We start from the raw sequence: 18,296 nt of genomic DNA on the forward strand, positions 1-18,296 counted from the left end.
CGCACGGCGTGCCCGGTAGTCTGGCCTCATGACCTCCTCCGCCGGAAGCCCCGCGCGATCGGCGAACTGGAACCTTCCGAACGCGATCACCGTCGTGCGCATCCTGGCGGCCCCCGTGTTCTTCTGGATGCTGCTCGCCGACGCAGGAGAAGACGGCTGGCTGCGCTGGGCGGCGGCGGTGCTCTTCATCCTGGCGATCGCCACCGACGGCATCGACGGGCACATCGCACGTTCACGCGGGCTCGTCACCGACCTCGGCAAGATCCTCGATCCGATCGCCGACAAGCTCCTCACGAGCGGCGCTCTCGTCTGCCTCTCGATCCTCGGCGAGCTGCCGTGGTGGGTGACCGCGATCATCGTGGTGCGAGAGGTCGGCATCACCGTCTGGCGTCTCGTCGAGCTGCGCCGCGGCAATGTCGTGCCTGCGTCGTCCGGCGGCAAGCTCAAGACGGTCGTGCAGTCCGTCGCGATCTCCTTCGCGCTCGTGCCGCTGTGGCTCATCTTCGGCGAGTGGATCAACTGGGTCAACGGCGTGCTCATGACAGCGGCCGTGGTACTGACGCTGTGGTCCGGGCTCCTGTACGTGCGCGATGCCGTGCGCCTCGCACGCGCGTCGCGCGACGCGAGCTGAGACGGGCGAGCGGATGCCTCGCGCGACCGTCGACCCGGCAGCCCGGCTGATCGCCGAGCTCACCGACCGCGGCCTGCGAATAGCCGTCGCCGAGTCGCTGACGGGCGGTCTCGTCGTCGCCGAACTCACGAGCATCCCCGGGGCATCCGTCGTGGTGAATGGCGGCGTGGTCGCGTACGACACCGCCGTGAAGCGGTCGGTGCTGGGCGTCTCGGCTGAGCTGCTCGCGAGCGAGGGCGCCGTGCACCCCGAGGTCGCCCGGCAGATGGCCGATCGCGTGCGCACGACCCTCGCGGTCGACGGCCGTGCCGCCGAGCTCGGCATCGCGACCACCGGGGTCGCGGGGCCCACCGATCAAGACGGCAAGCCGCCGGGCACGGTCTTCCTCGGCGTCGCGTTCGGCGACCAGATCGAGTCCATCGCCCTCGAGTTGCACGGCAGTCGCGCCGAGATCCGCGCGGCGACGGTGGTCGCGGTGCTCGACGCAGCGCTCGATCGGCTCGCAAAAGGCCGTCTCTCGGAACTCGACCGGCGGCACGCGGAATAGTCTTCGTGAACACCCTGTTACACGTGGAAGGTTCACACGAAAGCCCCAGTGTGCAACGCTAGATTGGAAGCACGGAGAGTCGGGTAGACTGACGCTCCGGTTTCCGGCTCCAGCGGAGTCGCAGGCAGAGAGAAGGAGGTTCCCGATGGTCCTGGTTCGACAGGAGATCGGCGATGTGCTGAGGGACTTCCGCCTGCAGAAGGGTCGCACCCTTCGTCAGGTCGCTTCCAAGGCGAGCGTCGCGCTCGGCTACCTGAGCGAGGTTGAACGCGGCCAGAAAGAGGCCTCGTCAGAGATTCTCGCGTCGGTCGCCGACGCACTCGACACGCCCATCTCGGTGATCATGCACGAGGTCGGTGACCGTATCGCCGTGATCGAAGGCCTCTCGGTAGTGCCCGACAGCCTGCCCGACGAGCTCGTCGCCGAGTTCGACGCCGACATGATGGTCCGCTGACCACCCACTTGCGAAACGCCGATCGGCCGGTCCTCGGACCGGCCGATCGCCTGTCCGGGAGGCACCCGTGAAGCTGAGCGAGTTCCACACCGCGGTCGACGCCGAGTTCGGCGCGGGCTACGGCAGCGTGGTGGTCGGCGACCTCGTGCTCGCGTCGCTCGGCGACCGCACGGCACGTGAGGCACTCGCTGCGGGCATTCGGCCTCGGGAGGTCTGGCTGGCGCTCTGCGAGGCGACGGATGTCCCCGAGTCGCGCCGGCACGGAGCCGGCAGGCCGGTCCCCGGGGATTCTCACCCGCCTCGGCAGTCGTAGCGCTGTACGGCTGCAACATCACGCCCGAAGAAGTGTTCGACACGCGGGCGATTCTTCGAACATGCGTTCGGAGACTGCGTTAGGCTCCTCAACAGCAGGAGCAACAGCGCATCCGTCCACATCCTCGTCGAACCGGCGTCGGATGTCGGTGGCTGATCATACGGTCGATGCGTCGGAACACACCGCAACCGCCTTGTCGCGAGACGCCGCGGGCCAGCACCAGCCGGTCTGGGCCCGCAACGTGGAACGACAGCCTACAGGCAGCAGCAATCGAGCAAGAAGGAGCCCCACCCATGGCATCACCAGCAGACCGCGAGAAAGCACTCGAGACCGCGCTCGCACAGATCGACCGCCAATTCGGCAAGGGCTCGGTCATGCGCCTCGGCAGTGAAGATCGCGCCCCCGTCGAGGTCATCCCGACCGGCTCGATCGCGCTCGACATCGCGCTCGGCATCGGGGGCATCCCGCGTGGCCGCATCGTCGAGATCTACGGCCCCGAGTCCTCGGGTAAGACCACGCTCACGTTGCACGCCATCGCCAACGCGCAGAAGGCCGGCGGCATCGCTGCGTTCATCGACGCGGAGCACGCGCTCGATCCCGAATACGCCAAGAAGCTCGGCGTCGACATCGATGCACTCCTCGTCTCCCAGCCCGACACGGGCGAGCAGGCACTCGAGATCGCCGACATGCTCGTGCGCTCCGGCTCCATCGACCTCATCGTCATCGACTCTGTCGCGGCGCTCGTGCCTCGCGCCGAGATCGAGGGCGAGATGGGCGACTCGCACGTGGGTCTCCAGGCGCGCCTCATGTCGCAGGCGCTCCGCAAGCTCACGGGCGGTCTCAGCCAGACGAACACGACGATGATCTTCATCAACCAGTTGCGCGAGAAGATCGGCGTCTTCTTCGGGAGCCCCGAGACCACCGCCGGTGGCAAGGCGCTGAAGTTCTACGCCTCGGTGCGACTCGACATCCGTCGTATCGAGACGATGAAAGACGGCACGGAGGCGGTGGGTAACCGCACTCGGGTCAAGGTCGTGAAGAACAAGATGGCGCCGCCGTTCAAGCAGGCGGAGTTCGACATCCTGTACGGCACCGGCATCTCGCGCGAGGGCAGCCTCATCGACTTCGGCGTCGATCAGGCGATCGTGAAGAAGTCGGGTGCGTGGTACACCTACGACGGCGATCAGCTGGGCCAGGGCAAAGAGAACGCCCGCAACTTCCTGTTGCAGAACCCTGACATCGCCGCCGACATCGAGCAGAAGATCCTCGTCAAGCTCAACGTCGGCCAGCCGGCCGTTGCGGCGGTTCCGTCGAACGTCGAGTCCATCGAGCCGAAGCTCGGGCGCAAGGGCGCCTGACCAATTGGGTACCGCGACGACGAGCGGAGATGACCGGGGTGGGCACTGAAATGAACGATGCATCATCTGAGCGGCTCGCCCCGGTCACCTACCTGCCGTGGGCGAAAGAGCCTGCGGCGCCTCCAACCGATGGTGCTCGTCGGCGCACGCCGACGAAGGAGGCTGCGGCTCCTGCACCGATGAGAGAGCCTGTGGCGCTTGCACCGATGACGGAGTCTGCGGTTCCTGCACCGATGAGCGAGCCTGCGTCTCCTGCGCCGACGAGAGAGCCTGTGGCGCTTGCGCCGGCGACGGAACCCGCACCTCCCAGCGCCCGTGGCGCCCGTGGCGCTCGTCGGCGTGCGACACAGGCCGAAGAGTCGGCTCCCGACGAGAGCGGCGCCGAGCGAGATGCGCGCATCGATCGGCTCGTCGTCTCGCGGCTGCGCCGCTCGGCGCTCTCGGTTTCCGAAGTGCGAGCTGTGCTCCGCGAACATGGGCTCGATGACGTCGAGGTCGAGGAGTGGATCGAGCGCTACGAGCGACTCGGCTACCTCGACGACACCCGACTCGCTGAGCAGGTGGTGCACAGCCATGGCGTGCGCCGAGGCCGAGGCAGCGGAGCGATCCTGCAAGAGCTCGGGCGCCGAGGTGTCGACGCTTCGCTCGCTCGTGAAGCCGTCGAAGACCTCGACCCCGAGACCGAGCTCGAGAACGCGCGCGCGGTCGCGGAGCGCAGAGCGCGTCAGCTCAGGGGCCTCGACCGGCAGACTGCCGAACGGCGCCTGTCGGCGTTCCTCCAGCGCCGCGGGTACCCCGGCCACATCGTGCGCGAGGCGGTGACGGCGGCGCTCGCGGCGGATGGCTCGTAAACTGGTGCGATCATGAGCACCATTCACGACGTCTCCCTTCATGAGACACCCCGCGACCAGGTCGCTGAAGCGGCAGCGTCGCCGCGTACCTACGAAGTCCGCACCTTCGGGTGCCAGATGAACGTTCACGATTCGGAGCGACTCTCGGGCTCGCTCGAGGCTGCAGGTTATGTTCCCGCCGATGGAGCCGAAGCCGACATCGTCGTGATCAACACCTGTGCGGTGCGAGAGAACGCCGACAACAAGCTGTACGGCAACCTCGGCCACCTCGCGTCGGTGAAGCGACGGCACGCGGGCATGCAGATCGCGGTCGGCGGCTGTCTCGCGCAGAAAGACAAGAACGTCATCCTCGAGAAGGCGCCTTGGGTCGATGTCGTGTTCGGCACGCACAACATGGGTTCCCTGCCGAGCCTGCTCGAGCGCGCCCGCCACAATGACGAAGCGCAACTCGAGATCCTCGACTCGCTCGAGGTCTTCCCGTCGACGCTGCCGAGCAAGCGCGACTCGAGCTCCAGCGGTTGGGTGTCGATCTCGGTCGGCTGCAACAACACCTGCACCTTCTGCATCGTGCCTGCGCTGCGCGGAAAAGAGAAAGACCGACGGCCGGGCGACATCCTCGCCGAGATCCAGGCGCTCGTCGACGACGGCGTCGTCGAGATCACACTCCTCGGCCAGAACGTGAACTCCTACGGGGTCGAGTTCGGCGACCGGCAGGCGTTCGGCAAGTTGCTCAGAGCAGCCGGCCAGATCGACGGACTCGAGCGCATCCGATTCACGAGCCCGCACCCCGCTGCCTTCACCGATGACGTCATCGATGCGATGGCCGAGACGCCGAGCGTCATGCCGCAGCTGCACATGCCGCTCCAGGCGGGTTCCGACCGAATCCTCAAGGCGATGCGCCGCTCCTACCGTTCCGAGAAATTTCTCGGCATCCTCGACCGCGTGCGCGCGAAGATTCCCAACGCCGCGATCTCCACCGACATCATCGTGGGCTTCCCGGGCGAGACCGAAGAGGACTTCCAAGAGACCCTTCGCGTCGTCGAAGCAGCACGGTTCGCCTCGGCGTTCACCTTCCAGTACTCCATTCGGCCCGGCACCCCCGCCGCCTCTATGGAGGACCAGGTGCCGAAGGCGGTCGTGCAGGAGCGATACGAACGACTCGCCGCCCTGCAAGATCGCATCTCCTGGGAAGAGAACCAACGACTCGTCGGCCACTCCGTCGAAGTGCTCGTCTCGAACGCCGACGGAAAGAAGGACGACGCGACCCATCGGCTGAGCGGTCGCGCCGAAGACAGTCGACTCGTGCACTTCGAGGTGCCCGAGGGCTCCGAGGTGCCGCGCCCGGGCGACGTCGTCTCCGTCACGATCACGCAGGCCGCACCGTTCCACCTGCTCGCCGATTCAGTCGACGATGCGCCATTGCGCATTCGTCGCACCCAGGCCGGAGACGCATGGGATCGCGCCCAAGCTGAGAGCTGCGGCGTCCCGGCGGCGCCAGGGGCATCCGTCGCCGGTCGCGTCTCGCTCGGCCTGCCGACGCTGCGCGCACGGGGCGGCGAGCCGCTCATCTCGCCCGGAGTGGGCACGATGCCGATCTACGATCCCGCCGACGGCCAACGCTGACGTGACCCTCATCGCGATCGTCGGCGCGACGGGCACAGGCAAGTCCGCGTTCGCGCTCGATCTCGCCGAGGCGTTCGCACGAGACGGCCGCACTGCGGAGGTCGTGAACGCCGACGCGATGCAGCTCTACCGCGGAATGGACATCGGAACGGCGAAGCTCCCGCTCGATGAGCGACGCGGGGTGCCGCACCACCTGCTCGACGTGCTCGACGTCGTCGCCGAGGCATCCGTCGCCGAATACCAGTCGGCGGCCCGTGCCGCGATCGACGACGTGCTCTCACGCGGCGGCGTCGCATTGCTGGTCGGTGGATCCGGACTCTACGTCTCGTCGGTCATCCACGACTTCCGCTTTCCCGGCACGGATGCTGCGGTGCGCGCCCGCCTCGAAGCCGAACTCGCCGAGCAGGGCCCGGGGCTCCTGCACGCGCGGCTCCGTGCGATCGATGCCGCGACCGCCGCGAGTGTCGACGCGCAGAACGGCCGCCGCCTCGTGCGCGCGCTCGAGGTCATCGAGGTCACCGGGGAACCGAAGGCGGCGCGATTGCCCGACCAACCCGTGCCGTGGCGTGCGCATCACGTGGTGCACCTCCGAAGCGAGCGAGCACCACTTGTGGAGCGGCTGGATGCGCGCGTCGAGCAGATGTGGCGGGGAGGTCTGGTCGAGGAAGTGCGCGGACTCATCCCGCAGGGAATCGAGCGCGGAGTCACCGCTCGCAAAGCCATCGGGTACGCCCAAGCACTCGGTGAGATCACGGGGCGCATGTCGAGCGCCGATGCGATCGCCGAGACGCAACAGCTCACGCGCACCTACGCACGGCGCCAGGTGAGCTGGTTCAAGCGGTATCGAGACGCCGCCACGATCGATGCAGACGACCCGCTCGCCCGGGCCACGGAACTCGCCCGCCAGGCGGCCATAGACTGATCCGATGGCGTTTGATCTGCGGTTCACCAAGGGGCAGGGCACCGGCAACGACTTCGTGCTCTTCAGCGATCCCGAGGGCGAGACCGACCTCACGCCCACCCAGATCGCCGCGGTCTGCGACCGCCACTTCGGGGTGGGCGGTGACGGCGTCATCCGCGCCGTCCGCTCGGCGAATCTCGACGACGGCGCGGCGGCTCTCGCCGAGAACCCGCAGGCAGTGTGGTTCATGGACTACTGGAACGCCGACGGTACCGTCTCCGAGATGTGCGGCAACGGAATTCGGGTGTTCACGAGCTACCTGCTCGATCAGGGGCTCGCCGACCTCGGCCCCGACGCCGCGATCGCGATCGGCACGCGCGCCGGAGTGCGCACCGTTCGCCGCACCGCGTCGGGCTTCGAGGCGGACCTCGGTCGCTGGCATCTCGCCGGCAGCGAGACGCTCGTGCGCGCCAAGAGCCTCCCGGTCGCCCGGCCCGGACTCGGCATCGACGTCGGCAATCCGCACATCGTGGTCGCCCTGGCCGATGACGATGAGCTCGAGGGGCTCGATCTCGCTTACCGGCCGGTGCTCGAGCCCGAGCCCGAGGCCGGTGCCAACATCGAGTTCGTCGTGCCCGCCGAGCCACTCGTCGAAGACGGAGTCGGTCGCATCCGCATGCGGGTGCACGAGCGTGGTTCGGGTGAGACCCTCTCGTGCGGCACGGGTGCGGTGGCGTCCGCGCTCGCGGTGCGGTACTGGGCGGGCGAGTCCGCGCCCGACACGTGGCGGGTTCAGGTACCCGGCGGCGTGCTGGGCGTTCGCATGTTCAAGGCCGACGACGGCGAGCACGTCGCACTGTCGGGGCCGGCCGAGCTCGTCTTCGACGGAGTGCTCAGCCTCGCCTGACCCGAGCAATCCCTGAGCTTGTCGAAGGGAACGGGGCCAGTCCGCTTCGACGGGCTCAGCGGGCAGACGGGGCCAGTCCGCTTCGACGGGCTCAGCGGCAGACGGGCTCAGCGGGCAGACTGGCTCAGCGAGCGGATGCCGCGTGGCGCACCTCGAGCACGCGGAACCCCTTGTCTTGAGCTGCACGAACGACGTCGAGTGCGAGCTCGTCATCGATCCAGCGCTGCAGCGACTCGGCGCCGAGATGCTTGGCCACGACGAGCCACGCACTCGCGTCGTCTTGGAGGCGGGGCAGCCACTGCATGAGGATCGCGTGCAATTCGGCTTTGCCGACCCGGATCGGCGGATTCGACCAGATGCCGGCGAATCGTACATCGGCGGGAACATCCCCCGGCAACACCGCGTTGACATTGGTGATGCCGAGACGAGCAGTGTTACGACGTACGAGGTCGAGGGCACGCTCGTTCACATCGACGGCCCACACCGTGGCATCCGGAGATCGCAGCGCAAGTGAGATCGCGATCGCGCCCCAGCCGCAGCCGAGATCGAGCAGGTCGCCCGTTGCCGGAGGTGCCGCGGCGCGGTCGAGCAGGATGCGGGTGCCGGTGTCGAGATGTTCGGGGCTGAAGACGCCGCCGGCGGTGGAGAGCGAGAGCTCGCGACCCGCGAGGGTGACGGTGATGGTGCGGAGAGTGGCCTCGCCGCCCGGACGAGAGGAGAAATAGTGGTCGGGGGCCATACAGGGGAACCTATCGCAGCGACGGGAACTAGGGTTAACACGATGAATGACGCCGAACAGAACTCCGCAGACGATGCCGTCGAGCGGGTACTCCGCGGCGCCGAGACCAAGGCAGGCGTGACCCGCTTCGGATCCGATGCCGCAGCGGCGCTCATGGCGCCCGACGCGGCCTCCGGCGCCGGTTCCGACACCGACGGCGAGCAGTACGACCGCGAGGCGCGAGCGGGCCTCCGTCGGGTGGGCGGGCTCTCCACCGAGCTCGAAGACGTCACCGAGGTCGAGTACCGACAGCTGCGCCTCGAGAACGTCGTGCTCATCGGCGTGTACTCGCAGGGCTCGCAAGACGAGGCCGAGAACTCCATGCGGGAGTTGGCCGCGCTCGCTGAGACGGCAGGCGCCCGAGTGCTCGACGGAGTGCTGCAGCGCCGACCGCATCCCGACCCGAGCACCTACCTCGGCCGTGGCAAGGTCGAAGAGCTGCGGCACATCGTCTCCTCCCTCGGCGCCGACACGGTCGTCGCCGACACGGAACTCGCGCCCAGTCAGCGTCGTGCGCTCGAAGATGCGGTCAAGGTCAAGGTCATCGACCGCACCGCCGTGATCCTCGATATCTTCAGCCAGCATGCGAAGAGCCGTGAGGGCAGGGCGCAGGTCGAACTCGCCCAACTCGAGTACCTGCTTCCCAGGCTCCGCGGATGGGGTGAGTCGATGTCCCGACAGGCCGGTGGCCAGGTCGGCGGCACCGGCGCGGGCATGGGTTCCCGTGGCCCAGGTGAGACGAAGATCGAGCTCGACCGGCGTCGCATCCACTCCCGCATGGCGAAGCTGCGCAAGCAGATCGTCGGCATGAAGCCCGCGCGTGAAGCCAAGCGCGCCAACCGTAAGCGCAACGCGGTGCCGTCGGTTGCGATCGCGGGCTACACGAATGCCGGCAAGTCGAGCATCCTGAACCGCATCACCGGAGCCGGGGTGCTCGTCGAGAACGCCCTGTTCGCGACCCTCGACGCAACCGTGCGTCGCAACACCACGGCCGACGGGCGCATCTACACGATCGCCGACACCGTCGGCTTCGTGCGCAACCTGCCGCACCAGCTCGTGGAGGCATTCCGGTCGACCCTCGAGGAGGTCGCCGACTCCGATCTCATCGTGCACGTCGTCGACGCAGCGCACCCCGACCCGGCCGGGCAGATCGCCACGGTGCGCGACGTCATCGGTGAAGTCGGGGCACGCGACATCCCCGAGCTCATCGTCTTCAACAAGGCCGACCTCGTGACGCCTGAAGACCGCCTCGTGCTGCGCGGGCTCGAACCGGGCGCGATCTTCGCCTCGGCCCGCACGGGCGAGGGCATCCCCGAGGTGCTCGAGGCGATCGCACGCATGCTGCCCGACCCTGCCGTCGAGATCGACCTGCTCGTGCCATACGACCGGGGCGATGTCGTCTCGACCCTCCACGAGACCGGGCGCGTGCTGTCGATCGAGTATGTCGAAGACGGCACGCGTGTCCGTGCGCTTGCCTCGCCCGAACTCGCTGGCCAGCTCGAGCAGTTCGCGGCGGCATCCGTTCGGGCGTGAACGACCTGCCGCTCGACCAGTCACCGAGTACCGGGGCACCTGCGCGCGCCTGACCAGCGCGGCATTTGCCCCGGCGCGACCGCCGAGGCATCCGTGGTTCGAAAGCTCGACGGATGCCGCGACCTCGTGTCACCTCGCGTCACAGACGTCCGCAGGCGGCGGATGGGCGTATCGTCGCTCTTGATCGATCTGTGATCGGCCCGAAGCCGATCACATGGAGCGACCGCCGAGCCCGGCACCCGCCCGCGAGAACCACCCGCCGTTCCGGCCGGGGGAGCGCGGCATGCCGTGTTCGCCCCGTTGCCGCTCGCCAGGAGCACCATGGCATCGACCGCATCCGACGCATCGGGCGACGACTGTCGGCCCGGGCTGCCGATCTCCTTCGAGCTCTACCCGCCGCGCACCGATGCCGCGGCGCTGGCCCTCGGCCGCACCATCGATCGGCTCGCCGAGGTCGATCCCGCATTCGTCTCGGTGACGTTCGGTGCCGGAGGCAGCTCCCGCGCGCGCTCCCTCACGGTGCTGCGATACATGCTCGAGCACACGCATGTCGAAGCGATGGCCCACCTCACGTGCGTGGGCTCCTCCCACGCTGAGGCCAACAGGCTCGTGCGCGAGTTCCTCGACGCCGGCATCACGAGCTTCCTGGCGCTGCGCGGCGACCCGCCGACCGACGCCGACCCCGATGCCGGCATCGGCGACCTCGGCAGCGCCGCGGAGCTCGTGCAGCTCATCCACCGAGTGCAGGAGGAACGGGAGCCGTTCGGCCAGGTCGACGTACCGGGAACCCCGGGGGCATCTCGCATCAAGGAACGGCCTCGCCCCGAGCGTGTCGCGGTTGCGGCGTTCCCCAACGGACACCCGCGTTCGCGCGGCGTCGGGCAAGACGTCGACACGCTGCTCGCCAAGGAGATCGCCGGGGCGAATCTCGCGATCACGCAGTTGTTCTGGCGTGCCGACGACTATCTCGGCTTCGTCGAGCGTGCGCGCGTCGGCGGCGTGACGATCCCCATCCTGCCGGGCATCATGCCCGTCACGACGCCCGCTCGCCTGGCACGCCTGACCGAGTTGACCGCCGTCGAGCCGCCGGCAGAGCTGGCGATCAACCTCGAGATCGAACCGGATGCCGCGGCGCAGGCCGAGCTCGGCATCGCATTCGCCACCCGGCTCTCCGCCGACGTCATCGCGGGCGGCGTCCCTGGTCTGCACCTCTACACCTTCAACCGCCATGAGGCCGTGCTCGACGTCGTCGAGCGACTCGGGCTGCGCGCCGACCGGCTCGCGGACGAAAGGAACACCGCACGATGACCATCTCCGCACCCGCCTTCCCGGTCGCGACGATCCTCGGCTACCCGCGCATCGGGCGTCGGCGCGAGCTGAAGCGAGCAGTCGAGGCGTTCTGGGCCGGCTCCATCTCTGCTGACGAGCTCGAGCAGTCGGCCGCCGAACTCCGGGCCGTGACACGTGAACGCCTCGCCTCCATCGGCCTCGGCCGCACGGATTCCGGGATTCCCGAGACCTTCTCGTTCTACGACCAGGTGCTCGACGCGGCCGTCGCCGTCGGTGCGGTGCCGCCGCGTTTCGCTGGGCTCGCCGATGAGCACGGGGGTGTCGACCTCGCTGGGTACTTCACGATCGCCCGCGGTGCCGGCGACGACGCCCCGCTCGAGATGACCAAGTGGTTCGACTCGAACTATCACTACCTCGTGCCCGAGATCGCCCCCGACACCGCATTCTCGCTGCACGCCGAGCGGATCCTCTCCGAATTCGCTGAGGCGAAGGCCGCGGGCTTCGTGACCAGGCCCGTGATCGTCGGCCCCGTCACGTTCCTGCTGCTCGCGAAGCCGGCCGCCGGGGCTCCAGAGAGCTTCCAGCCGATCGACCGGCTCGCCGACCTCGTGCCCGTCTACGCAGCGCTGCTCGAAGAGCTCGCCGAAGCGGGAGCCGAATGGGTGCAACTCGACGAGCCCGCCCTCGTGAGCGAGAGCATCGAAGTCGCGCGCGACCGGGTACTCGATTCCGTCGCCGCGACCTACGACGCGCTGGGCTCCCTCGAGCGCCGCCCGGCGACCTTCGTCGCCGCGCCATACGGCTCGCTCGACGACGCGTTGCCCGCCCTCGCCGCCACCCCGGTTGAGGCGATCGGCCTCGACCTCGTGCGCGGTGCCCTGCCCGAGTCGCTCGACCCCGCGACGGCCGAGTCGCTCGCCGCGAAGACCGTGGTCGCGGGCGTCATCGACGGACACAACATCTGGCGCGGCGACCTGGTTGCCGCCTTCGAGCAGCTCGAAGCAGTTCAGCACCTCGCCGCGTCGGTCGCAGTGTCCACCTCCACCTCGTTGCTGCACGTGCCGCACGACGTTGAAGACGAGGATGCGCTCGATGCCCGACTCGTCGGCTGGCTCGCGTTCGCCGACCAGAAGGTGGGCCAGGTCGCCGCGCTCGGTCGCGGACTTGCGAACGGGCGCGCCTCGATCGAGGGCGAGCTCGCCGCGGCATCCGCTGCCCTCGCCGATCGTGGCGGTGCGCCGGGTGTGCGCGTGCCGGTCGTGCGCGACCGCCTCGCCTCGCTCACGAAGGGCGACTTCGCCCGCGCGAGCTACGACGAGCGTGTTGCGGCGCAGGCGTCGCTCGGCTTGCCCGAGTTGCCGACGACGACGATCGGGTCGTTCCCGCAGACCGGCGAGATCCGTCGTGCCCGCGCTCGCTTCGTGGACGGCACGCTCACGGGCGAGGAGTACACCTCGCTCATGCGCGAGGAGATCGAACGCGTCGTGCGGTTGCAGGAAGACCTCGGACTCGACGTACTCGTGCACGGCGAACCCGAGCGCAACGACATGGTGCAGTACTTCGCCGAACTCCTCGACGGGTTCGCGGTCACCAAGCACGGCTGGGTGCAGTCGTACGGCTCGCGCTGCACGCGTCCTTCGATCCTCTGGGGCGATGTCTCGCGGCCAGCGCCGATGACGGTCGAATGGTCCGCGTTCGCCCAGGCGCTGACCGAGCAGCCCATGAAGGGCATGTTGACTGGCCCTGTCACGATCCTCGCCTGGTCGTTCGTGCGTGATGACCAGCCGCTCGGCGCCACGGCGCGACAGGTTGCACTCGCCCTGCGCGACGAGATCTCCGATCTCGAGGCGGCTGGCATCCGGGTCATCCAGGTCGACGAACCCGCGCTCCGAGAGCTGCTGCCGCTGAAGCGCGCCGACCAGCCCGCCTACCTCGACTGGTCGGTCGGTGCCTTCCGCCTCGCGACCGGCGGTGCGGACTCCGCGACGCAAGTGCATACGCACCTCTGCTATTCGGAATTCGGCGTCGTGATCGATGCGATCAAGAACCTCGACGCCGACGTCACCTCGATCGAAGCGGCCCGCAGCCGCATGGAGGTCGTCGACGACATCGAGACGAGCGGATTCGATCACGGCATCGGCCCGGGCGTCTACGACATCCACTCGCCGCGCGTGCCGAGCGTCGACGAGGTGCAGGCGCTCCTCGAGCGCGCAGCCGCCGCGATTCCCGCCACCCGGCTCTGGGTCAACCCCGACTGCGGCCTGAAGACGCGCGGCTACGACGAGACCGTCGAGTCGCTGCGGCACATCGTCGAGGCGACCCGTGCGGTGCGGGCCGGTCGCGCCGCTTCGGTACTCGCCGGGTAGCACGGGCGAGCGGATGCCGCGGCTCGCGGCATCCGTTCGGCATCCGTTCGGTCAGCGTGCGGATGGGGCTCGGCCAGCGTACGGCCGACGCTCGGCTAGTGCCGAGGCGACGCACAGCCGCAGCGCGTAGCTTGGTCTCATGCAACTCGCGGTCCACGAATCCGGCGGGGGTTCGCGAACGGCGGTCCTCATCCACGGCATCATGTCCGATTCCCGTGCGTGGCACCGAGTGACTGCCGAACTCGAGGCGCAGGGATTCCGGGTGCTCGCGGTCGACCTGACGGGTCATGGACGCAGCCCGCGTGCTGTGCACTACTCGCCCGCCGCGTGGGCGAGCGACGTCGTCGAGACGCTCACGCCGATGCTCGACGGCCCGCCCGATCTCGTCATGGGTCACTCGCTCGGCGGACTGGTGGCGAGCCTGGTCGCCGATCGGCTTGCGCCTCGCGCGGCGATCTACATCGACCCGGCCTTCTCCTTCCCGAAGGGCGTGAAGGGGTGGGCGTTCAAGGCATTCTTCGCGATAGCACCGAGGCCGCGCCGGTCGGCCCTGGTGCGCATGAATCCGAAGTGGAGTGCGGTCGACGTCGAGATCGAGCTCGCGACGCTTCGAGACTGGGACAAGCGCACCATCCTCGGTTTCACCGATACGCGACCGCTGGTGCCGCCCGTGCGCCTCGTCGCCCCCACTCTGGTGCTCCTGGCGGAGAAGAGCCTGCTGATCACGGCGAAGATCGCCCGGCAGCTGCGCGGACAGGGCATGACCGTCGCGACCCTGCGCGGCACGGGCCACACGGTGTTCCGTGACGATCACGCGGGGTTCATGGATGCAGTGTTCGACTGGTTCAACGCGTTGACGCCTGCCGCGGTCGGGAGCGCTCTCGCCGCGGCTCGACCCGCGGTTCAGGCTGCAGCATAGAGCCGGGCCTCCCCGCCGCTCCGGAACGGACTGGCGGGGTTGCCCAGTCAGACTGCTCGGAGCACCGCGACGATCTTGCCGAGCACTTCGGCATGGTCGCCGACGATGGGCTCGAACGCGCTGTTCCGCGGCAGCAGCCAGGTGTGACCGTCGCGCTGGCGGAACACCTTCACGGTCGCCTCACCGTCGAGCATCGCCGCGACGATCTCACCATTCTCTGCTGTGCGCTGCGATCGCACCACGACCCAGTCGCCGTCGCAGATCGCGGCGTCGATCATGGAGTCGCCCACGACCTTCAGCATGAACAGCTCGCCTTTGCCGACCAGTTGGCGGGGGAGGGGGAACACCTCGTCGATCTGCTGTTCGGCCGTGATCGGCACGCCCGCGGCGATACGGCCGACCAGCGGCACCATGGCCGCGTCACCGACCGGGGTCGGGTCGGAGGAGGTCACAGCGCGCTCGGTGACACCGGGCAATTGAATGAGCACTTCGAGCGCACGAGGGCGGTTGGGGTCGCGCCGAAGGTACCCGGCGAGCTCGAGCTGGTTCAACTGGTGCGTGACGCTCGAGAGCGAGGAGAGGCCGACGGCGTCACCGATCTCGCGCATGCTCGGCGGGTAGCCGCGACTGGAGACCGAGCGCTGGATCATCTCGAGGATCGAGATCTGCTTGGCGCTCAAGCTCTTTCGGCGGCGTGGCCTGCCGGCCGCCTGCACGTCGTCGATGTCGGTGCTCAACGTCTTCGCCCCTCGTAGCGGCCGCTTCGCGACCGGATGTCGGTGATGTCCGGTCGACTCCCTTCCAGACATTCGAAACTGTATCCGCCTCTCGCGCGCGCGGCAAACATTTGTTCGAGTGTGTCGCGGAATCCGTCCGTCGGAATTCCCCGCGTCCGCCCTTGCGTTGTTCGTCATTCGAATGTATGTTCGGAACAGAGTTTCGCATCCGGCCCTCCCGGCCGAGGGTCGGATGCGACTCCTACAGGAGGTGTGACATGAGTGCAGCGATCGCAACGACCGGCTTCCAGCCCCCGAGGGCCCTTCCGCGAGAGGAGGCGGCGTCGGTGACTCCCGCGCGCACGACGCTCCGGCTGACGCGACGGGGTCGCATCGTGTTCACGTCGCTCGCCGCACTTCCGCTCGTGGTGTGGGCATTCGTGGCGGTGATCGGCGCGGGCGGCGCCGCGGCCGACGTCGAATCCAGGGGCGTCTCGTTCGAGGCTGCGTCGTTCGAGTACACGACGGTCGGGCAAGGCGATTCGCTCTGGGAGATCGCCGAGTCGATCGACCCCGGGGCCGATGTGCGAGAGATCATTGCTGAGATCATGCGACTCAACGGGCTCGATGACGCGGTGGTCGAACCCGGTCAGCGCCTCGCACTTCCCGCCGTCCCGTGACACGCGAATAGGCGAAGCTTCGGGCTTCCGTCGGTCGATGACGGCTTGGCCGAATGGCCTCGGTGCGCATCGTTAGCATTGAAGGGTGACGAGTCTTGAAGACCTCCCCATCCGCGATGACCTTCGTGGTCGCACCCCGTACGGGGCTCCGCAGCAGTCCGTTCCGGTCGCGCTGAACGTCAACGAGAACACGCATCCGATTCCCGAAGACGTCGCACACGATGTGGTCGCTCGCGTCGCCGCCGCCATTCTCACCCTCAATCGCTATCCCGATCGAGAGTTCACCGAGTTGCGCCATGCACTCGCCGGCTATCTGGGCCACGGCCTCGAGCCGGCGCAGATGTGGGCCGCGAATGGTTCGAACGAAGTGCTCCAGCACATTCTTCAGGCATACGGCGGGTCGGGCCGCACCGTGCTGGGCTTCGCCCCGACCTATTCGATGTACGGCCTGCTGGCCTCCGGCACCGGCACCGAGTGGGTCACCGCCGGTCGCGATGACGAGTTCGAACTCAGCCCCGAAACGGCCGTAGCGGCGCTGCGAGAGCACGATCCCGACATCGTGCTGCTCTGCGCGCCGAACAACCCGACGGGTACGCCGCTCTCACTCGAGACGATCGAGGCGGTCGTCGACGCGGCGCGCGGCATCGTGGTCGTCGATGAGGCCTACTTCGAGTTCGCCGACCCCGGAACTCCGAGTGCGCTCACGCTCCTGCCGGGGCGGTCCCGGCTGCTCGTGTCGCGCACGATGAGCAAGGCGTTCGCATTCGCCGGTGCCCGCGTCGGCTACCTCGCCGGTGATCCGGCCGCCATCGACGCCCTCCGGCTCGTGCGACTGCCGTACCACCTCTCCGCGCTCACCCAGGCGGCCGCCCTCGGCGCCCTGGCGCACGCGGCCGAGATGCTCGCGATGGTCGAAGAGATTCGCAGCCAGCGCGAGCGCATCTCGATCGAGCTCCTTCGACTCGGATTCCACCCGTATCGCAGCGGCTCGAACTTCGTGCTCTTCGGCGGGGTCGAAGACCCGCATGCGGTCTTCGAACAACTGCTCGCGCGCGGCATCCTGATCCGCGAGATCGGTATCCCCGGTCACCTGCGCGTCACGGCCGGCACTGAGGCCGAGACCACCGCCTTCCTCGAGGCGATCGCCGTTTCGGCCCCGAATAGGATCGACTCATGACCGCAACGAGATCGCCGCGCACCGCCCGGGTCCAGCGCGAGACGAGTGAATCGAGCATCGACCTCTCGATCGATCTCGACGGCACCGGCACGAGCGATATCGAGACGAGCGTGCCGTTCTACGACCACCTGCTCACGGCGTTCGCGAAGCACTCGCTCACAGACCTCACTGTGCGGGCACGCGGCGATATCGAGATCGACGTGCACCACACGGTCGAAGACGTCGGCATCGTGCTCGGGCAGGCGATCAGGCAGGCGCTCGGCGACAAGCGCGGCATCTCGCGGTACGGCGACGCCCTCGTGCCGCTCGATGAGGCGCTCGCACAGGCCGTCGTCGACATCTCGGGGCGCCCGTTCCTCGTGCACACCGGAGAGCCGACCGGGTTCGAGTACCACCTCATCGGCGGGCACTTCACCGGGTCGATGGTGCGGCACGTCTTCGAGGCCATCGCGTTCAACGCGGGCCTGACCGTGCACGTCAACGTGCTCGGCGGCCGCGACCCGCATCACATCGCCGAGGCCGAGTTCAAGGCGTTCGCGCGTGCATTCCGCCAAGCGAAGGCGTTCGACCCGCTCGTGTCCGGCGTTCCGTCGACGAAAGGCGCTCTGTGAGCCGCACTCGGCGCGTCGTCCTGCTCGACTACGGCTCGGGCAACGTGCACTCCGCTGCGAAGGCGCTCGAGCGCGCCGGTGCAGAGGTGACCGTCACCGCCGACCGCGCCGCGGCGCTCGAAGCCGACGGACTCGTGGTGCCGGGCGTCGGGGCGTTCAAAGCCGTGGTCGACCAACTTCACGCCGTTCGGGGTGAAGAGATCATCGATCGCCGTCTCGCGGGCGGTCGCCCGGTGCTGGGCATCTGCGTCGGCATGCAGGTGATGTTCGAGCGGGGCGTCGAACGCGGAGTCGACTCCGAGGGGCTCGGCGAGTGGCCGGGCAGCGTCACCGAACTGCCAGCCCCGGTGCTGCCGCACATGGGCTGGAACACGGTCGAACCCGGCGAGGGCTCAGCCCTGTTCGCCGGAATCGAGGACGAGCGCTTCTACTTCGTTCACTCCTTCGCGGCGCAGGAGTGGCTGCTCGACGTGCAGCCACCGTTTCCCCGGCCGGCGCTCACGTGGGCCGAGCACGGAGGTCGCTTCCTCGCAGCCGTCGAGAACGGCCCGTTGTCGGCGACGCAATTCCATCCCGAGAAGTCGTCGGATGCCGGCATCCGCTTGCTCGCCAATTGGCTCGGCACGCTCGACTGAGCCGCT

General features: G+C 68.4%; 19 protein-coding genes. 17 read left to right on the forward strand and 2 right to left on the reverse strand.

What is annotated here, in order from left to right; all coding sequences use genetic code 11:
• Positions 1-28 precede the first annotated feature (28 nt).
• From pgsA to dapF, 9 genes are all read left to right on the forward strand, one after another.
• The gene (gene pgsA / locus AC1C2T_RS11515; protein WP_495362694.1) at positions 29-631 is read left to right on the forward strand and encodes a CDP-diacylglycerol--glycerol-3-phosphate 3-phosphatidyltransferase; all 603 of its coding nucleotides are present in this window, start codon (positions 29-31) and stop codon (positions 629-631) included.
• 13 nt (positions 632-644) lie between these two features.
• Entirely contained in the window at positions 645-1,178 is a 534-nt protein-coding gene (locus AC1C2T_RS11520; protein ID WP_495385339.1) for a CinA family protein, read from the forward strand.
• A 145-nt stretch (positions 1,179-1,323) separates the two neighbouring features.
• Positions 1,324-1,632 carry a helix-turn-helix domain-containing protein gene (locus AC1C2T_RS11525; protein ID WP_344293510.1) on the forward strand — a complete coding sequence of 103 codons (309 nt, stop codon included), beginning with the start codon at positions 1,324-1,326 and terminating at the stop codon, positions 1,630-1,632.
• 67 nt (positions 1,633-1,699) lie between these two features.
• On the forward strand, positions 1,700-1,945 hold the full coding sequence (locus tag AC1C2T_RS11530; RefSeq protein ID WP_495385340.1) for a DUF3046 domain-containing protein: 246 nt from the start codon (positions 1,700-1,702) through the stop codon (positions 1,943-1,945).
• Positions 1,946-2,238: 293 nt separating this feature from the next.
• The gene (gene recA / locus AC1C2T_RS11535; protein WP_495362697.1) at positions 2,239-3,303 is read left to right on the forward strand and encodes a recombinase RecA; all 1,065 of its coding nucleotides are present in this window, start codon (positions 2,239-2,241) and stop codon (positions 3,301-3,303) included.
• Between the two features lie 272 nt (positions 3,304-3,575).
• Positions 3,576-4,154 (forward strand): regulatory protein RecX, encoded by a 579-nt coding sequence (locus AC1C2T_RS11540; RefSeq protein ID WP_495385341.1) that lies wholly within the window; start codon positions 3,576-3,578, stop codon positions 4,152-4,154.
• A gap of 12 nt (positions 4,155-4,166) precedes the next feature.
• A complete protein-coding gene (miaB, locus tag AC1C2T_RS11545) occupies positions 4,167-5,777 on the forward strand; it encodes a tRNA (N6-isopentenyl adenosine(37)-C2)-methylthiotransferase MiaB (protein WP_495385342.1) in 1,611 nt (536 codons plus the stop codon).
• A 1-nt stretch (position 5,778) separates the two neighbouring features.
• Positions 5,779-6,699: a tRNA (adenosine(37)-N6)-dimethylallyltransferase MiaA gene (gene miaA / locus AC1C2T_RS11550; RefSeq protein ID WP_495362700.1), complete on the forward strand. Its 921-nt coding sequence runs from the start codon at positions 5,779-5,781 to the stop codon at positions 6,697-6,699.
• A gap of 4 nt (positions 6,700-6,703) precedes the next feature.
• Positions 6,704-7,585 (forward strand): diaminopimelate epimerase, encoded by an 882-nt coding sequence (dapF, locus tag AC1C2T_RS11555; protein ID WP_495385343.1) that lies wholly within the window; start codon positions 6,704-6,706, stop codon positions 7,583-7,585.
• A 124-nt stretch (positions 7,586-7,709) separates the two neighbouring features.
• On the opposite strand, the gene AC1C2T_RS11560 is transcribed toward dapF, so the two are convergent.
• Positions 7,710-8,324: a class I SAM-dependent methyltransferase gene (locus AC1C2T_RS11560; RefSeq protein WP_495385344.1), complete on the reverse strand. Its 615-nt coding sequence runs from the start codon at positions 8,322-8,324 to the stop codon at positions 7,710-7,712.
• Positions 8,325-8,366: 42 nt separating this feature from the next.
• On the opposite strand from AC1C2T_RS11560, the gene hflX reads away from it, so the two are divergent.
• The 4 genes from hflX to AC1C2T_RS11580 all read left to right on the forward strand — a co-directional run bounded on the left by hflX (position 8,367) and on the right by AC1C2T_RS11580 (position 14,471).
• Complete coding sequence (hflX, locus tag AC1C2T_RS11565; RefSeq protein ID WP_495385345.1) at positions 8,367-9,896, forward strand: GTPase HflX; 1,530 nt, start codon at positions 8,367-8,369, stop codon at positions 9,894-9,896.
• A gap of 321 nt (positions 9,897-10,217) precedes the next feature.
• Positions 10,218-11,204: a methylenetetrahydrofolate reductase gene (locus tag AC1C2T_RS11570; RefSeq protein ID WP_495362704.1), complete on the forward strand. Its 987-nt coding sequence runs from the start codon at positions 10,218-10,220 to the stop codon at positions 11,202-11,204.
• Positions 11,201-13,552, forward strand: a complete 2,352-nt coding sequence (gene metE / locus AC1C2T_RS11575) for a 5-methyltetrahydropteroyltriglutamate--homocysteine S-methyltransferase (protein WP_495385346.1) — start codon at positions 11,201-11,203, stop codon at positions 13,550-13,552. The genes AC1C2T_RS11570 and metE overlap by 4 nt, the downstream gene beginning before the upstream one ends.
• Before the next feature lie 139 nt (positions 13,553-13,691).
• Positions 13,692-14,471, forward strand: a complete 780-nt coding sequence (locus tag AC1C2T_RS11580) for an alpha/beta fold hydrolase (protein ID WP_495385347.1) — start codon at positions 13,692-13,694, stop codon at positions 14,469-14,471.
• A 47-nt stretch (positions 14,472-14,518) separates the two neighbouring features.
• Here the strand turns inward: AC1C2T_RS11580 and lexA are convergent, their stop codons facing one another.
• Positions 14,519-15,196 (reverse strand): transcriptional repressor LexA, encoded by a 678-nt coding sequence (gene lexA, locus AC1C2T_RS11585; protein ID WP_495362759.1) that lies wholly within the window; start codon positions 15,194-15,196, stop codon positions 14,519-14,521.
• Between the two features lie 269 nt (positions 15,197-15,465).
• Between lexA and AC1C2T_RS11590 the strand changes: the two genes are divergently transcribed.
• From AC1C2T_RS11590 to hisH, 4 genes are all read left to right on the forward strand, one after another.
• The gene (locus AC1C2T_RS11590; RefSeq protein WP_495385348.1) at positions 15,466-15,867 is read left to right on the forward strand and encodes a LysM peptidoglycan-binding domain-containing protein; all 402 of its coding nucleotides are present in this window, start codon (positions 15,466-15,468) and stop codon (positions 15,865-15,867) included.
• Positions 15,868-15,952: 85 nt separating this feature from the next.
• Positions 15,953-17,044 (forward strand): histidinol-phosphate transaminase, encoded by a 1,092-nt coding sequence (locus AC1C2T_RS11595; RefSeq protein WP_495385349.1) that lies wholly within the window; start codon positions 15,953-15,955, stop codon positions 17,042-17,044.
• Positions 17,041-17,655, forward strand: coding sequence for an imidazoleglycerol-phosphate dehydratase HisB (hisB, locus tag AC1C2T_RS11600; protein ID WP_495385350.1), 615 nt, complete (start codon positions 17,041-17,043; stop codon positions 17,653-17,655). The genes AC1C2T_RS11595 and hisB overlap by 4 nt, the downstream gene beginning before the upstream one ends.
• A complete protein-coding gene (gene hisH, locus AC1C2T_RS11605) occupies positions 17,652-18,290 on the forward strand; it encodes an imidazole glycerol phosphate synthase subunit HisH (protein WP_495385351.1) in 639 nt (212 codons plus the stop codon). The genes hisB and hisH overlap by 4 nt, the downstream gene beginning before the upstream one ends.
• The last annotated feature ends 6 nt before the right edge of the window (positions 18,291-18,296 follow it).

It is taken from the genome of Agromyces sp. Y558, assembly GCF_059445415.1.

Excerpts from the sequence above, each read along its gene's own strand:
- AC1C2T_RS11580 (WP_495385347.1), top strand. The coding sequence starts at position 13,692 with ATGCAACTCGCGGTCCACGAATCCGGCGGGGGTTCGCGAACGGCGGTC.
- miaB (WP_495385342.1), top strand. The coding sequence starts at position 4,167 with ATGAGCACCATTCACGACGTCTCCCTTCATGAGACACCCCGCGACCAG.
- AC1C2T_RS11520 (WP_495385339.1), top strand. The coding sequence starts at position 645 with ATGCCTCGCGCGACCGTCGACCCGGCAGCCCGGCTGATCGCCGAGCTC.
- pgsA (WP_495362694.1), top strand. The coding sequence starts at position 29 with ATGACCTCCTCCGCCGGAAGCCCCGCGCGATCGGCGAACTGGAACCTT.
- AC1C2T_RS11570 (WP_495362704.1), top strand. The coding sequence starts at position 10,218 with ATGGCATCGACCGCATCCGACGCATCGGGCGACGACTGTCGGCCCGGG.
- metE (WP_495385346.1), top strand. The coding sequence starts at position 11,201 with ATGACCATCTCCGCACCCGCCTTCCCGGTCGCGACGATCCTCGGCTAC.
- dapF (WP_495385343.1), top strand. The coding sequence starts at position 6,704 with ATGGCGTTTGATCTGCGGTTCACCAAGGGGCAGGGCACCGGCAACGAC.
- recA (WP_495362697.1), top strand. The coding sequence starts at position 2,239 with ATGGCATCACCAGCAGACCGCGAGAAAGCACTCGAGACCGCGCTCGCA.
- AC1C2T_RS11560 (WP_495385344.1), bottom strand. The coding sequence starts at position 8,324 with ATGGCCCCCGACCACTATTTCTCCTCTCGTCCGGGCGGCGAGGCCACT.
- hisB (WP_495385350.1), top strand. The coding sequence starts at position 17,041 with ATGACCGCAACGAGATCGCCGCGCACCGCCCGGGTCCAGCGCGAGACG.
- hflX (WP_495385345.1), top strand. The coding sequence starts at position 8,367 with ATGAATGACGCCGAACAGAACTCCGCAGACGATGCCGTCGAGCGGGTA.
- AC1C2T_RS11525 (WP_344293510.1), top strand. The coding sequence starts at position 1,324 with ATGGTCCTGGTTCGACAGGAGATCGGCGATGTGCTGAGGGACTTCCGC.
- AC1C2T_RS11590 (WP_495385348.1), top strand. The coding sequence starts at position 15,466 with ATGAGTGCAGCGATCGCAACGACCGGCTTCCAGCCCCCGAGGGCCCTT.